General features: G+C 53.0%; 12 protein-coding genes, 2 tRNA genes and 4 rRNA genes. 6 read left to right on the top strand and 12 right to left on the bottom strand.

The features are described 5' to 3' along the window. The first annotated feature begins 13 nt into the window (after nt 1-13). Together C1N58_RS19665 and C1N58_RS19660 are read left to right on the top strand one after the other, a co-directional pair. On the top strand, nt 14-1114 hold the full coding sequence (locus C1N58_RS19665) for an amino acid ABC transporter permease (RefSeq protein WP_375094075.1): 1101 nt from the start codon (nt 14-16) through the stop codon (nt 1112-1114). 7 nt (nt 1115-1121) lie between these two features. Further along, nucleotides 1122-1880, top strand: a complete 759-nt coding sequence (locus tag C1N58_RS19660; protein WP_033740081.1) for an amino acid ABC transporter ATP-binding protein — start codon at nt 1122-1124, stop codon at nt 1878-1880. Between the two features lie 525 nt (nt 1881-2405). On the opposite strand, the gene rrf (C1N58_RS19655) is transcribed toward C1N58_RS19660, so the two are convergent. From rrf (C1N58_RS19655) to C1N58_RS19630, 6 genes are all read right to left on the bottom strand, one after another. Beyond that, nucleotides 2406-2521, bottom strand: a 5S ribosomal RNA gene (gene rrf, locus C1N58_RS19655). Between the two features lie 37 nt (nt 2522-2558). Beyond that, nucleotides 2559-2634: transfer RNA gene (locus C1N58_RS19650), tRNA-Thr, on the bottom strand. A 55-nt stretch (nt 2635-2689) separates the two neighbouring features. After that, a 5S ribosomal RNA gene (gene rrf / locus C1N58_RS19645) occupies nt 2690-2805 on the bottom strand. A gap of 104 nt (nt 2806-2909) precedes the next feature. Then, a 23S ribosomal RNA gene (locus C1N58_RS19640) occupies nt 2910-5814 on the bottom strand. Nucleotides 5815-6024: 210 nt separating this feature from the next. Further along, nucleotides 6025-6100, bottom strand: a tRNA-Glu gene (locus C1N58_RS19635). A gap of 163 nt (nt 6101-6263) precedes the next feature. After that, nucleotides 6264-7803, bottom strand: a 16S ribosomal RNA gene (locus C1N58_RS19630). Together the 16S, 23S and 5S rRNA genes with 2 tRNA genes alongside form the textbook arrangement of a ribosomal RNA operon. A gap of 490 nt (nt 7804-8293) precedes the next feature. Here C1N58_RS19630 and C1N58_RS19625 point away from each other — a divergent pair. Then, on the top strand, nt 8294-8860 hold the full coding sequence (locus tag C1N58_RS19625) for a gamma carbonic anhydrase family protein (RefSeq protein WP_006120665.1): 567 nt from the start codon (nt 8294-8296) through the stop codon (nt 8858-8860). On the opposite strand, the gene C1N58_RS19620 is transcribed toward C1N58_RS19625, so the two are convergent. From C1N58_RS19620 to dprA, 6 genes are read right to left on the bottom strand one after another with little or no spacing between them, the layout of a single operon-like run. Further along, nucleotides 8815-9072, bottom strand: a complete 258-nt coding sequence (locus C1N58_RS19620) for a DUF1488 family protein (protein ID WP_006120664.1) — start codon at nt 9070-9072, stop codon at nt 8815-8817. The genes C1N58_RS19625 and C1N58_RS19620 overlap by 46 nt on opposite strands. Next, on the bottom strand, nt 9069-9887 hold the full coding sequence (aroE, locus tag C1N58_RS19615; RefSeq protein WP_033741503.1) for a shikimate dehydrogenase: 819 nt from the start codon (nt 9885-9887) through the stop codon (nt 9069-9071). Before aroE ends, C1N58_RS19620 begins: the two co-directional genes overlap by 4 nt. 3 nt (nt 9888-9890) lie before the next feature. After that, entirely contained in the window at nt 9891-10463 is a 573-nt protein-coding gene (tsaC, locus tag C1N58_RS19610) for an L-threonylcarbamoyladenylate synthase type 1 TsaC (protein WP_033741505.1), read from the bottom strand. Between the two features lie 9 nt (nt 10464-10472). After that, entirely contained in the window at nt 10473-11018 is a 546-nt protein-coding gene (locus tag C1N58_RS19605; RefSeq protein ID WP_006120661.1) for a DNA topoisomerase family protein, read from the bottom strand. 23 nt (nt 11019-11041) lie between these two features. Continuing rightward, the gene (smg, locus tag C1N58_RS19600; RefSeq protein ID WP_006120660.1) at nt 11042-11515 is read right to left on the bottom strand and encodes a DUF494 family protein Smg; all 474 of its coding nucleotides are present in this window, start codon (nt 11513-11515) and stop codon (nt 11042-11044) included. Continuing rightward, nucleotides 11487-12611 carry a DNA-protecting protein DprA gene (gene dprA / locus C1N58_RS19595; protein ID WP_394515195.1) on the bottom strand — a complete coding sequence of 375 codons (1125 nt, stop codon included), beginning with the start codon at nt 12609-12611 and terminating at the stop codon, nt 11487-11489. Before dprA ends, smg begins: the two co-directional genes overlap by 29 nt. Nucleotides 12612-12728: 117 nt before the next feature. On the opposite strand from dprA, the gene def reads away from it, so the two are divergent. Genes def through rsmB form a run of 3 tightly spaced genes read left to right on the top strand, consistent with a single transcriptional unit; the run spans nt 12729 to nt 15552 of the window. Further along, a complete protein-coding gene (gene def / locus C1N58_RS19590) occupies nt 12729-13241 on the top strand; it encodes a peptide deformylase (protein WP_006120608.1) in 513 nt (170 codons plus the stop codon). A 20-nt stretch (nt 13242-13261) separates the two neighbouring features. Further along, on the top strand, nt 13262-14206 hold the full coding sequence (fmt, locus tag C1N58_RS19585) for a methionyl-tRNA formyltransferase (protein WP_394515196.1): 945 nt from the start codon (nt 13262-13264) through the stop codon (nt 14204-14206). A gap of 47 nt (nt 14207-14253) precedes the next feature. Further along, nucleotides 14254-15552, top strand: coding sequence for a 16S rRNA (cytosine(967)-C(5))-methyltransferase RsmB (gene rsmB, locus C1N58_RS19580; RefSeq protein WP_394564430.1), 1299 nt, complete (start codon nt 14254-14256; stop codon nt 15550-15552). Nucleotides 15553-15569 lie beyond the last annotated feature (17 nt).

The following is a 15569-nucleotide window of genomic DNA, read 5'->3' as shown; positions in this document are numbered from 1 at the left end:
ACACGGGATGACTATGTCTGTCACTGCACATGAAACGACGCCCGTAGCCTCCTCGCCGCTGAGCCGGGGCTGGCTATGGGCCCGCAAGAACCTGTTTTCAGGATGGTTTAACACCTTACTGACGTTGTTATGTATCTGGCTGATCTGGCACCTGATCCCCCCGGCGCTGAACTGGCTGATCTTTGATGCCAACTGGTTTGGCACTACGCGCGCAGACTGCACAAAAGAAGGCGCATGCTGGGTCTTTATTCATGCCCGTTTTGGTCAGTTTATGTATGGGCTCTATCCTCATGAGCTGCGCTGGCGCATTAATCTTGCGCTGGTGATTGGCTTAGTGTCGATTGTGCCCATGTTCCTGAAACGGTTGCCCTTTCGTGGACGCTATATCGCCGTCTGGGCGGTATGCTATCCGCTGATCGTCTGGTTTTTACTGTACGGTGGATTTTTGGGACTGGATCGCGTGGAAACGCGCCAGTGGGGCGGCTTAACGCTGACCCTGATCATCGCCTCGGTGGGCATTGCGGGCGCCTTACCTTTAGGCATTTTGCTGGCGTTAGGGCGCCGCTCTAAAATGCCTGTTGTCCGTACGCTTTCTGTCATCTTTATTGAGTTCTGGCGTGGCGTTCCGCTGATCACCGTGCTGTTCATGTCATCGGTCATGCTGCCGCTGTTTATGGCAGAGGGAACCACTATCGACAAACTGGTACGTGCCTTAGTCGGCGTGATTCTGTTCCAGTCGGCGTATGTGGCCGAGGTAGTTCGCGGTGGGCTGCAGGCATTACCAAAAGGACAGTATGAAGCCGCTGAATCCCTTGCCCTGGGATACTGGAAGACCCAGATGCTGGTGATCCTCCCTCAGGCGTTAAAACTCACCATTCCGGGCCTGGTGAATACCATTATTGCGTTATTCAAAGATACCAGCCTGGTTATCATCATCGGTTTGTTCGATCTGTTTAGCAGCGTTCAACAGGCTACGGTCGATCCGGCCTGGCTGGGCATGTCCACAGAGGGCTATGTCTTTGCGGCGCTGGTCTACTGGATTTTCTGTTTTAGCATGTCACGTTACAGCCAGTATCTGGAAAAACGTTTTCACACCGGGCGTAAATCGCACTGAGGTTTCTATGACACAAATAATAACTGATTCAACCAATGCGATGATTTCGCTTGAAAATGTGAACAAATGGTACGGCCAGTTTCATGTGCTGAAAGACATTAATCTGCAGGTGAAACCGCGCGAACGTATCGTGCTATGCGGTCCGTCAGGGTCAGGAAAGTCGACGACGATTCGTTGTATCAACCATCTGGAGGAACATCAGAAGGGGCGGATTGTGGTCGATGGTATTCATCTGAATGATGACGTACGGAATATAGAGCGCGTTCGTACTGAAGTCGGTATGGTCTTTCAGCACTTTAATCTTTTTCCTCACCTTACGGTTTTGCAGAACTGTACGCTAGCCCCGATGTGGGTGCGTAAGATTGCCAAAAAAGAAGCGGAGGAGCTTGCGATGCACTATCTGCAGCGCGTACGCATTGCTGAACACGCGCATAAGTTTCCTGGTCAGCTTTCAGGCGGCCAACAGCAGCGTGTCGCGATTGCGCGTTCATTGTGCATGAAACCTAAAATTATGCTGTTTGATGAGCCCACCTCTGCCCTGGATCCGGAAATGGTGAAAGAGGTGCTGGATACCATGATTGGGCTTGCAGAAGATGGCATGACGATGCTGTGTGTCACGCATGAGATGGGCTTTGCACGTACCGTTGCCGATCGGGTGATCTTTATGGATCGCGGCGAGATCGTGGAGGTTGCGCCACCGCAGGAGTTTTTTGCAAATCCGAAGTCAGAACGTACCCGCGCTTTCCTGTCCCAGGTTATTCACTGACCGCTCTCGTTTCTGACCGTACCTCCGTCTCTGACAGAGGTACGGTTCTGACCTTTCCTGTCCGGATGATGCACCACGTTGTAAATCCACCGTCATCCTTTATAAAACTCCGCTTTTTAACAACTGAGGAAACGCTGTCGTCGACGGTGCATGCCTGAATCGTGCTGTATTCAGCAAGGGTGAGCTGGCCCAGCCAGTGCTCGCCTGTACATTGATCGGATATGGGTGATTCAGGCGGGTTTACTGACGGCTTATAGAGTGATCCACAGATCTTTCCGCTTAAACCCTGATACGCGTCTGCCTGAGCTGGCCCGTGATGCACTTTATGTGGACGAGCCTGCTGGCGACAGGTAGAAATCGACGTTGCGGAAGTCAGCCAGCCCACCAATGAGGCGAGTTTCACGGCTGTGGGGCCGGCGGTAGCGCGGCTTCCGCTGAGGTGCGGCTCGTCCCTTTCGGTTTCAGGCGGATAACCGACGTAAAAAAGCCCCGTACTTTCGTACGGGGCTTTTTTACTTTATTGATGCCTGGCAGTTCCCTACTCTCGCATGGGGAGACCCCACACTACCATCGGCGCTACGGCGTTTCACTTCTGAGTTCGGCATGGGGTCAGGTGGGACCACCGCGCTACAGCCGCCAGGCAAATTCTTTATTCGCCGAACTCTAGCCATATATAACTGGTGCTGATACCCAGAGTCGAACTGGGGACCTCACCCTTACCAAGGGTGCGCTCTACCAACTGAGCCATATCAGCACGCAACAGGTATTCCCGGCATTATTATGCTGATGCTCGGGTCGTTCAATTTGATGCCTGGCAGTTCCCTACTCTCGCATGGGGAGACCCCACACTACCATCGGCGCTACGGCGTTTCACTTCTGAGTTCGGCATGGGGTCAGGTGGGACCACCGCGCTACAGCCGCCAGGCAGATTCTGTCTGCCGCACCGCCCTCTCGGGCCGCACGGCGTTATCCGGTAAACAAGGCTGAAAATTCTTTCTGTCTCTCAACCCAAAACGCCTCTGGCGTTGTAAGGTTAAGCCTCACGGGTCATTAGTACCGGTAAGCTCAACGCATCGCTGCGCTTACACACCCGGCCTATCAACGTCGTCGTCTTCAACGTCCCTTCAGGAGGCCCGAAGCCTCAGGGAGAACTCATCTCGGGGCAAGTTTCGTGCTTAGATGCTTTCAGCACTTATCTTTTCCGCACTTAGCTACCGGGCAGTGCCACTGGCGTGACAACCCGGACACCAGCGGTGCGTTCACTCCGGTCCTCTCGTACTAGGAGCAACCCCCCTCAATTCTCCAGCGCCCACGGCAGATAGGGACCGAACTGTCTCACGACGTTCTAAACCCAGCTCGCGTACCACTTTAAACGGCGAACAGCCGTACCCTTGGGACCTACTTCAGCCCCAGGATGTGATGAGCCGACATCGAGGTGCCAAACACCGCCGTCGATATGAACTCTTGGGCGGTATCAGCCTGTTATCCCCGGAGTACCTTTTATCCGTTGAGCGATGGCCCTTCCATTCAGAACCACCGGATCACTATGACCTGCTTTCGCACCTGCTCGAGCCGTCACTCTCGCAGTCAAGCTGGCTTATGCCATTGCACTAACCTCCTGATGTCCGACCAGGATTAGCCAACCTTCGTGCTCCTCCGTTACGCTTTGGGAGGAGACCGCCCCAGTCAAACTACCCACCAGACACTGTCCGCAGCCCGGATCACGGGCCCACGTTAGAACACCAAACATTAAAGGGTGGTATTTCAAGGACGGCTCCACGCAGACTGGCGTCCACGCTTCAAAGCCTCCCACCTATCCTACACATCAAGGCTCAGTGTTCAGTGTCAAGCTGTAGTAAAGGTTCACGGGGTCTTTCCGTCTTGCCGCGGGTACACTGCATCTTCACAGCGATTTCAATTTCACTGAGTCTCGGGTGGAGACAGCCTGGCCATCATTACGCCATTCGTGCAGGTCGGAACTTACCCGACAAGGAATTTCGCTACCTTAGGACCGTTATAGTTACGGCCGCCGTTTACCGGGGCTTCGATCAAGAGCTTCTCCTTACGGATAACCCCATCAATTAACCTTCCGGCACCGGGCAGGCGTCACACCGTATACGTCCACTTTCGTGTTTGCACAGTGCTGTGTTTTTAATAAACAGTTGCAGCCAGCTGGTATCTTCGACTGGCCTCGGCTCCGGGAGCAAGTCCCTTCACCTACGCGCCAGCGTGCCTTCTCCCGAAGTTACGGCACCATTTTGCCTAGTTCCTTCACCCGAGTTCTCTCAAGCGCCTGGGTATTCTCTACCTGACCACCTGTGTCGGTTTGGGGTACGATTTCGTGTTACCTGATGCTTAGAGGCTTTTCCTGGAAGCAGGGCATTTATCACTTCAGCACCGTAGTGCCTCGTCGTCACGCCTCAGTGTAAAGTGCACCGGATTTGCCTGGCGCACACACCTACACGCTTAAACCGGGACAACCGTCGCCCGGCCGATATAGCCTTCTCCGTCCCCCCTTCGCAGTAACACCAAGTACAGGAATATTAACCTGTTTCCCATCGACTACGCCTTTCGGCCTCGCCTTAGGGGTCGACTCACCCTGCTCCGATTAACGTTGAACAGGAACCCTTGGTCTTCCGGCGACAAGGTTTTTCACCTTGTTTATCGTTACTTATGTCAGCATTCGCACTTCTGATACCTCCAGCATGCCTCACAGCACACCTTCAGCGGCTTACAGAACGCTCCCCTACCCAGCAACGCTTACGCGTCGCTGCCGCAGCTTCGGTGCATGGTTTAGCCCCGTTACATCTTCCGCGCAGGCCGACTCGACCAGTGAGCTATTACGCTTTCTTTAAATGATGGCTGCTTCTAAGCCAACATCCTGGCTGTCTGTGCCTTCCCACATCGTTTCCCACTTAACCATGACTTTGGGACCTTAGCTGGCGGTCTGGGTTGTTTCCCTCTTCACGACGGACGTTAGCACCCGCCGTGTGTCTCCCGTGATAACATTCTCCGGTATTCGCAGTTTGCATCGGGTTGGTAAGCCGGGATGGCCCCCTAGCCGAAACAGTGCTCTACCCCCGGAGATGAATTCACGAGGCGCTACCTAAATAGCTTTCGGGGAGAACCAGCTATCTCCCGGTTTGATTGGCCTTTCACCCCCAGCCACAGGTCATCCGCTAATTTTTCAACATTAGTCGGTTCGGTCCTCCAGTTAGTGTTACCCAACCTTCAACCTGCCCATGGCTAGATCACCGGGTTTCGGGTCTATACCCTGCAACTTAACGCCCAGTTAAGACTCGGTTTCCCTGCGGCTCCCCTATACGGTTAACCTTGCTACAGAATATAAGTCGCTGACCCATTATACAAAAGGTACGCAGTCACACCACGAAGGTGCTCCCACTGCTTGTACGTACACGGTTTCAGGTTCTGTTTCACTCCCCTCGCCGGGGTTCTTTTCGCCTTTCCCTCACGGTACTGGTTCACTATCGGTCAGTCAGGAGTATTTAGCCTTGGAGGATGGTCCCCCCATATTCAGACAGGATACCACGTGTCCCGCCTTACTCATCGAACTCACAGCCTGTGCACCTTTGTGTACGGGAGTATCACCCTGTACCCTGCGACTTTCCAGACGCTTCCACTGATGCACAAGCTGATGCAGGTTCTGGGCTCCTCCCCGTTCGCTCGCCGCTACTGGGGAATCTCGGTTGATTTCTTTTCCTCGGGGTACTTAGATGTTTCAGTTCCCCCGGTTCGCCTCATGCCGCTATGTATTCACTGCATGATAGTGTGACGAATCACACTGGGTTTCCCCATTCGGGTATCGCCGGTTATAGCGGTTCATATCACCTTACCGGCGCTTATCGCAGATTAGCACGCCCTTCATCGCCTCTGACTGCCAGGGCATCCACCGTGTACGCTTGGTCGCTTAACCTCACAACCCACAGGCGTTTTGCGCTTGCGTGTTATGAGCTTTTGAGAGACCCGAACGCATCGTGCTGTGTTCCTTATTACGGAGGAACACGACGTGCGTCGTTTCAAATTTTCAGCTTGTTCCGGATTGTTAAAGAGCAATATCTTAAACACGACTCGCAAGTCGTCTTTAAGATATATCGGCAACACCTTTCACCTGTCACCAAGCAAGTGGCGTCCCCTAGGGGATTCGAACCCCTGTTACCGCCGTGAAAGGGCGATGTCCTGGGCCTCTAGACGAAGGGGACGTGAAATCCTTGTGCAACAGACACGGGTTATTTCACGTGAAGGTGAGATTAGATAATCAGGCGACAATAGTTATTGTTACCGCACCCCAACGCGTAGACGCTTTGCTCATTACTTTTCTATCAGACAATCTGTGTGAGCACTGCGCACGAAGGTATCTTCAGGTAAGGAGGTGATCCAACCGCAGGTTCCCCTACGGTTACCTTGTTACGACTTCACCCCAGTCATGAATCACAAAGTGGTAAGCGCCCTCCCGAAGGTTAAGCTACCTACTTCTTTTGCAACCCACTCCCATGGTGTGACGGGCGGTGTGTACAAGGCCCGGGAACGTATTCACCGTGGCATTCTGATCCACGATTACTAGCGATTCCGACTTCACGGAGTCGAGTTGCAGACTCCGATCCGGACTACGACGCACTTTATGAGGTCCGCTTGCTCTCGCGAGGTCGCTTCTCTTTGTATGCGCCATTGTAGCACGTGTGTAGCCCTACTCGTAAGGGCCATGATGACTTGACGTCATCCCCACCTTCCTCCGGTTTATCACCGGCAGTCTCCTTTGAGTTCCCGACCGAATCGCTGGCAACAAAGGATAAGGGTTGCGCTCGTTGCGGGACTTAACCCAACATTTCACAACACGAGCTGACGACAGCCATGCAGCACCTGTCTCAGCGTTCCCGAAGGCACCAATCCATCTCTGGAAAGTTCGCTGGATGTCAAGAGTAGGTAAGGTTCTTCGCGTTGCATCGAATTAAACCACATGCTCCACCGCTTGTGCGGGCCCCCGTCAATTCATTTGAGTTTTAACCTTGCGGCCGTACTCCCCAGGCGGTCGACTTAACGCGTTAGCTCCGGAAGCCACTCCTCAAGGGAACAACCTCCAAGTCGACATCGTTTACGGCGTGGACTACCAGGGTATCTAATCCTGTTTGCTCCCCACGCTTTCGCACCTGAGCGTCAGTCTTCGTCCAGGGGCCGCCTTCGCCACCGGTATTCCTCCAGATCTCTACGCATTTCACCGCTACACCTGGAATTCTACCCCCCTCTACGAGACTCAAGCCTGCCAGTTTCAAATGCAGTTCCCAGGTTAAGCCCGGGATTTCACATCTGACTTAACAGACCGCCTGCGTGCGCTTTACGCCCAGTAATTCTGATTAACGCTTGCACCCTCCGTATTACCGCGGCTGCTGGCACGGAGTTAGCCGGTGCTTCTTCTGCGGGTAACGTCAATTGCTGAGGTTATTAACCTCACCACCTTCCTCCCCGCTGAAAGTACTTTACAACCCGAAGGCCTTCTTCATACACGCGGCATGGCTGCATCAGGCTTGCGCCCATTGTGCAATATTCCCCACTGCTGCCTCCCGTAGGAGTCTGGACCGTGTCTCAGTTCCAGTGTGGCTGGTCATCCTCTCAGACCAGCTAGGGATCGTCGCCTAGGTGGGCCGTTACCCCGCCTACAAGCTAATCCCATCTGGGCACATCCGATGGTGTGAGGCCCGGAGGTCCCCCACTTTGGTCTTGCGACGTTATGCGGTATTAGCTACCGTTTCCAGTAGTTATCCCCCTCCATCGGGCAGTTTCCCAGACATTACTCACCCGTCCGCCACTCGTCACCCGAGGAGCAAGCTCCCCTGTGCTACCGTCCGACTTGCATGTGTTAGGCCTGCCGCCAGCGTTCAATCTGAGCCATGATCAAACTCTTCAATTTAAAGTTTGATTTGCTGCAACCAGTGCAGCGATGCTCAAGGAAAACGTCGTAATGAATTTCACTACGTGTTCACTCTTAAGACTTGATATTTTTTGCGTCCGGAGACGCGGATATCAATCCTGCGAGTGCCCACACAGATTGTCTGATAAATTGTTAAAGAGCAGTGCAACCAGCGGGTTAACCGTCTGTTGCGAGGTGGCGTATATTACGCTTTCCTCCTTCAGAGTCAACCTCTTTTTCAGAAGTTTTTCTCCGGCGGCTCAGTTGCCTGACCCTCTCAACACCGCATTCCGTAAGCCGTTGTGCCGTGTCGATGGAGGCGCATTATAGGGATCCGAATGAATTGCACAACCCTTTTTTTGGATCTTTTTACTGACTGCCGAGAAAACATTCATATTGATTAGATCACCAACGATCCGGCACAAAATCCCCTTGCCAGTTGGTCAGAATCGCATCAGGCTGCCAGTAAACTCAGTAAAAGGAGAACAAAATGACTGTAGCGTTACGCCCTTACAAACATCTTTTCCCAAAATTGGGTCTGCGCGTCATGGTTGATCCCACCAGCGTGGTAGCGGGTGACGTCATTATGGAAGATGATGTAGGTATCTGGCCTTTAGTCGCTATTCGTGGCGATGTGAACCAGGTGCATATTGGTGCCCGAACCAATATTCAGGATGGCAGCGTCCTGCATGTCACGCATAAATCAGAGGCCAACCCCGCCGGTTTTCCTCTGATAATTGGGGAAGACGTAACGGTTGGGCATAAAGCGATGCTGCATGGCTGCACGATAGGCAATCGCGTACTGGTTGGAATGGGCTCAATCGTACTGGATGGCGTCATTGTTGAAGACGACGTTATGATTGGTGCCGGGAGCCTGGTTCCCCCCGGCAAACGACTGGAAAGTGGCTATCTGTATGTCGGGAGCCCGGTCAAACAAATCCGGCCGCTGAATGAAAAAGAAATTGAAGGTCTACTTTACTCAGCCAGCAACTATGTTAACTGGAAGAACGACTATCTGGCCGGAGACAGCCAGACCCATCCTTCATTATCGACCTGATCGTTTCGAATGCAGTCTTCGGCCTGATCTTCCAAATCCCAGCGATGATGGCGAAACAGCGTCATCGCTTCTCCCTCACCGAACTGTTCATTAAGCGCCTCAACACTGATAGCGCAGGTTAAGCCCATCCCGTTTACCAGAACAGGGAAACAAACGGCCCTTAATTCTGTATTCAGGCTTTCCCGATCAGGAAACTGTATCGCCTGGTTCATGACTGCATCCCGGCTTTTAATGAGGCGATGACCGGTGCGATTTCGGGCATCACCCCGTGCCATAGATGAAAGGCATGCGCGGCCTGACCCACCAGCATCCCCAGCCCGTCAGCAAGATGAGATGAACCGTGCTGCTGACACCAGCGCAGGAAAGGCGTTAAACCACTCTGATAGAACATATCGTAGCAACGTAGCTCAGCATGAACTAATGAAGGCGGCAACGGCGGTACTTCTCCCTGAATACCACTTGATGTGGCATTAATGACAAGGTCGAAATGTCTATCCACAAGCGCGTCAAACGAGCACGCATTAATCGCTCCGCGATGGGCAAACTCTGCGGCCAGAGTCTGCGCATTCAACGCCGTTCGGTTCACGACCGTGATCGTTGCTCCCATTGAAAGCAGAGGGAGAATGACGCCCCGAGCGGCCCCACCTGCCCCCACCAGCAGAAGATGGCTGTCGGGCTTAATCATCCCAAGGCGCTGAAGATCGCTGAGCAGCCCAATACCATCCGTATTGTCGCCAAGAATTTGGCCATCATCACACAGCTTTAGCGTGTTCACAGCCCCTGACAGCGCAGCGCGCTCGGTCAACTGGTCGGCAAATGCCCACGCCTGCTGTTTAAAAGGCAGCGTAATGTTCGCACCCGCCCCGCCGTCGTGGAAAAAAGTGCGGAGAGTCTCAGGAAAAGCATCAACAGGCGCATCAATACGATCATACTGAAGAGAGATTCCTGTCTGTCGCGCAAACGCCTGATGAATGTGCGGCGATTTGCTGTGACTAATGGGATGACCAAAAACTGCAAAATTTGCCATATATTAACCCTGGCGTATCAAATTGCCGCTGATGACATCGCGAATCTCAGAAGGATTGAGCCTTCCTCCTGTCTTTCCATTCAATACAGGAAACGCGGTGCCAAACTGCAATTTGACCTCTTCGACTGAACGGCACGGTGGCTGACCGGAAAGATTAGCGCTGGTCGATACCAAAGGTTTTCCAAACGCCCGGCACAGCGCCTGAACATCCGGATGATCGCTAACGCGGATGGCCAGTGAATCAAATTGCCCGGTTAACCAGCGCGGGGTAACCGGAGAAGCAGGCACGACAAAGGTGACCGGGCCTGGCCAACAGGCAAACATACGTTCACGCTGCTCCGTGGTTAAGGCCTCATCTGATACGTAAGGTTTAAGCTGATCATAGTCGGCAGCTATCAGGATCAAGCCTTTCTCTACTGGCCGTTTTTTTAATGCCAGCAGTGCCATGACCGCAGATTCATTATCGGGATCACAGCCTAAGCCGAATACCGCTTCGGTGGGATAGGCAATCACAGCATGCTGGTTAAGATGGCTTACACAATCCTGCAATGAGCCGGCAACGGGTTGATTTAACATGGTTATGTCTTATGTCTCTTGAATAATAGCTTTGCCACAACTTTTACTGGCGCAGAAAAGCCGGATGCCCTGCGCCGTCTTTTTCTCGACTAAAAGCGGAAATTCACAATGCGGACAGCGCCCCGCCACTGGCGTCAGGTTCACGGCAAACTGACAGGCTGGATAGCGTTCGCAGGCATGAAACGTTTTACCAAAACGCGAGCGGCGTTGTACCAGCTTACCCTGCTGGCACTGCGGACAGTCGATCGTGGTTTCATCCGGTTTATCGATGGTTTCGGTGTAATCACACGCGGGATAGTCGCTACAGCCAATAAACATGCCAAACCGGCCCTGGCGCAATACTTTATCTGCCCCGCATTGTGGGCAAACGTGGCCTTCCAGAACTTTGACGACATGCCCATCAGCCTGGTTTCCCAAAGGCTTGATATAGTCACAGGCAGGGTAATTTGCACAGCCCAAAAATGGGCCATGCTTTCCTGAACGTATAACAAGTTCTGCCCCGCATGCGGGGCAGGGATCCTGTTTACGCACAGTAAAGAGTGCGGTTTTACTCATAACAGTCATGCATTAGTAAAAATTTAATGCAGCATACCTTCGTTGACGTCGAATAGCAGTTCTTCCATCTGCTGATACGCGTTTTCACATCCAGGGATGTTAAACAGCACCATCAGCACCACCCATTTAAGATCCTCAAGATCGAAATCCAGCGTATCAAGCGCCATGACACGTTCAATGACCATTTCTCGTGTTTCCAGACTCAGTACCTGGATTTGCTCCAGGAACAGCAGGAAACCGCGGCTTTCGGCATCTAAACGCTTGCTCTCTTCATCGGTATAGATGCGCATAGAGAGCGGATCATTTGCCAGCAAAATTGGTGCGACCAGTCCTTCCTGATAGTCCGCCAATTTCTCTAACCAGTTCAACGCATTATAAATATCTTCGCGGTGGAAACCGGCATCCGTCAAGTCATCTGTCAATCTGTCCTGATCAACACCCATTTCTGTTTCGTTGTGGATATAGGTCTCAAACAAGTACATGAGTACGTCGAACATGGCATGCCCTCCTCAATCGGACATAGCCGCCGGGTACAGCTGCGATCCATCCTGCTAACTCCAGTTCCAGCAATTGAGCTGTAATAACTGGCACAGGTTGGCCGGCACGTTCAGCGACAACGTCAACAGGTGTAACCTCATCACCTACGTTAGCCAACAGCTCGGCAAATGGCAATGGAGCATCGTCACTGGCATCAGAATAAATTTCATCTGACGGGTTAACAGGTAACCAGTTAAGCATAGCGCGTAAATCTTCGACAATGTTATTAGGATGTGCCACCAACATGGCACCTTGTTGGATCAGCCAGTTTGTCCCCTCACTGCCGCTGTTACCCAGCGCACCCGGTAAGGCATAAACATTGCGATTCTGCTCTAATGCATAACGGGCTGTGACTAATGAACCACTTTTTAATGACGCTTCAATGACGAGAACACCCTGACTTAACCCACTGATAATACGGTTTCTGCGCGGAAACTGATGCGCCAGTGGCGCGGCAGTAAGCGGAAACTCCGAGATCACGGCGCCTCCCTGCATAACAATCTCCTGCGCCAGCGCAGTGTGTTTTTTGGGATACAGATGGGCCAGTCCACTCCCCAGTACGGCCACGGTTTTACCCTGCACATTTAATGCGGCACGGTGTGCCACGCCATCAATCCCGATAGCCAGCCCACTGGTTATGGTCAAACCGCTCAATGCCAGTTGTTGGGTGAACCAGTCGCACCAGTAACGGCCTGAGGGCGAACACAGACGGCTGCCTACCACCGCCAGTTGAGGTGAAGATAATACGGTTGGATCACCGTTTACATATAAGAGCGGAGGGAAACAGGCCGTTTCAAGGAGTTGAGCGGGGTAATGCGCATCCAGCGCCGTAATCAGGTGATGCGTTGAACACTGTGCCAGCCAAGTGTTAACGGTTGCCAGCCAGTCCGTGGTTTTCTGATGGGCATAATGATGTTGCGCTGTCTCGAAGCCCTTTTGGCTTAATATCACATCAATATCCTGACCTGCGCACAGTTGCTGCGCCGCGTTCAGCCAGCGTCGGCCCGTCAGGCCGGGTATCGCGGCCAGCCGCAGTAATCGCGCCCTTTTTTCCATCGTCACGGCCTCCTGATAACCGTCGCATCCCTCCGCAGAATGCTGTCAATCAGGTACTAAAAAGTCTACAATATGAGGCAGTAATCTTTTCCTTTTAGAATATAGATCTGGATATTTATGTCAGTTTTACAGGTGTTACATTTTCCTGACGAGCGCCTGCGCAAGATCGCCGCGCCAGTCAAAGAAGTTAACGCAGAAGTTCAGCGTATCGTTGATGATATGTTCGAAACCATGTATTCCGAAGAAGGTATCGGCCTTGCCGCTACGCAGGTGGATATTCATCAGCGCATCATTGTGATTGATGTCTCTGAGAACCGGGACGAGCGACTGGTATTGATCAATCCCGAGCTTCTGGAAAAAAGTGGTGAAACAGGTATCGAAGAAGGTTGCCTGTCCATTCCTGAGCAACGCGCCTTTGTGCCTCGTGCAGAGCGGGTAAAAGTGCGAGCGTTAGATCGCGAAGGTAAGCCGTTTGAACTGGAAACCGGTGACCTGCTGGCTATCTGTATTCAGCATGAAATTGATCATCTGGATGGCAAACTGTTTATCGATTATCTGTCGCCTTTAAAGCGTCAGCGAATCAAGACAAAGTTAGAAAAACTGGCGCGGCAAAACGCCCAGGCCTCTTGAGATCTGAAAAAGGGATAAACGTGTCTGCCCCGCTTAATATAATCTTTGCTGGCACACCAGACTTCGCGGCGCGTCACCTTGACGCGTTGCTCGCATCTGAGCATAAGGTCGTTGGCGTTTTTACCCAACCAGACCGCCCTGCCGGGCGCGGCAATAAGTTGACCGCGAGCCCGGTAAAAGCGCTGGCTCTTGCCCACGACATTCCGGTTTTTCAGCCCAAATCGTTGCGCCCTGCGGAAAACCAACAGTTGGTTGCCGATTTGCAGGCCGATGTCATGGTCGTGGTGGCTTATGGCCTTATCCTGCCGAAAGCCGTGCTAGAGATGCCACGTCTGGGCTGCATCAACGTACATGGTTCGTTGCTGCCACGCTGGCGCGGCGCGGCGCCTATTCAGCGCGCGCTTTGGGCAGGTGATCAGGAAACCGGTGTCACCATCATGCAAATGGATGTCGGGCTGGATACCGGTGATATGCTGGTAAAACTGGCCTGCCCTATTACTGCTGAAGACACCAGTGCTTCATTATACGACAAGCTGGCCAGCCTCGGACCAGAAGGGCTACTGACAACCTTGTCGCAATTGCGTGAGGGCAACGCCCAGCCGGTGAAACAGGATGAAACCCTGGCAAATTATGCTGAGAAGCTCAGCAAAGAGGAAGCACGTCTTGACTGGCAGTTGCCCGCGGAACAGCTTGAACGCTGCATTCGCGCCTTTAATCCCTGGCCGGTTAGCTTTTTTATGGTAAATGATCAGCCAGTAAAAGTATGGCAAGCCGGTGTTTTACCTCATGTCAATAAACGACCAGGCGAGATCGTTAAGGCTGACAAACAGGGCATTCACATTGTCACCGCCGACGGCGTACTCAATTTACTTCAGTTGCAACCCGCCGGTAAAAAACCGATGTCGGCACAGGATCTGCTCAACTCGCGCCGGGAATGGTTTGAACCTGGCTCTCTTCTGGACTGACATTCAGGCCCGGTAAATCCGGGCCTTTTGTTTGATGGCACTATCTTATGACTAAATCATCCAACCTTCGTAGCCTGTCTGCACAACTGATTGAACGTGTTGTCGATAAGGGCGAGTCACTCAATGCTGTGCTGCCTGCCGCACAGAAAAAAGTCGCCGATAAAGACGCCGCTCTGGTGCAAGAGATCTGCTTTGGTGTGTTACGAACGTTACCGCAGCTGGAAGCGCTTATCGGGAAATTGATGGAGCGCCCTCTGACCGGCAAACAGCGTACGCTGCATTTTCTGATCATGGTGGGCCTGTACCAGTTGCTCTACACGCGCGTCCCGGCACATGCGGCATTAGCCGAGACCGTTGCTGGTGCTGAAGTGCTTAAACGTGCCAATCTGAAAGGATTGATCAACGGTGTGTTACGTCAGTTCCAGCGCCGTCAGGAGGAACTCCTTGCCAGCATCCAGGAAGGTCCACAGCGCCATCTTCATCCCGGATGGCTACTGAACCGACTGCAGCTTGCCTGGCCAGATCGCTGGCAACAGATTGTTGACGCGAATAACCAACGCCCACCGATGTGGCTGCGGGTTAACCGTCAGCACCATACCCGTGACAGTTGGCTTGCTCTGCTGACCGCCAGTGAAAGAGAGGCGATGACCGCAGAGGATGTGCCGGAAGCATTACGCCTGGCCTCGCCAGCGCCGGTTCACCAGTTACCCGGTTTCGACCAGGGCTGGGTTACGGTGCAGGATCTCTCAGCACAACGCTGTGCGCTTCTGCTTGCGCCTAAAAATGGCGAACATATTCTCGATCTGTGTGCAGCGCCAGGCGGCAAAACGACGCATATTTTAGAAATAGCCCCTGACGCGCAGGTCCTCGCTGTGGATGTGGACGCACAACGACTGAAGCGCGTAACCGAAAACCTGACACGGCTGGGAATGACCGCCGAGGTCAAACAAGGTGATGGCCGTACTCCGCAGCAATGGTGTGACCAACGGCAGTTTGATCGTATCCTGCTGGATGCGCCCTGCTCAGCCACAGGCGTGATTCGCCGCCATCCGGATATCAAATGGTTACGCCGCGATCGCGATATCAGCGAACTGGCCGCTTTGCAGCGTGACATTCTGGAGGCCACCTGGACGCTTCTAAAAGCGGGCGGTACGATGATCTACGCGACCTGCTCTGTCCTACCGGAAGAGAACCATGAGCAAATCAGCGGTTTCTTACAGCGACATGCGGATGCACAGGCTGTCTCCCTTTCAGGCGCGCCCGAAACGGGCTGGCAGGTGTTCCCTGACGCTGAAGGCGGAGACGGATTTTTCTACGCTAAGCTGATTAAAGACGCTAACGCATAATGAAAAGGCTTTGAAAA

This window comes from Pantoea sp. SGAir0180 (assembly GCF_043546245.1).
This window is presented reverse-complemented; position numbering and strand designations above follow the sequence as displayed.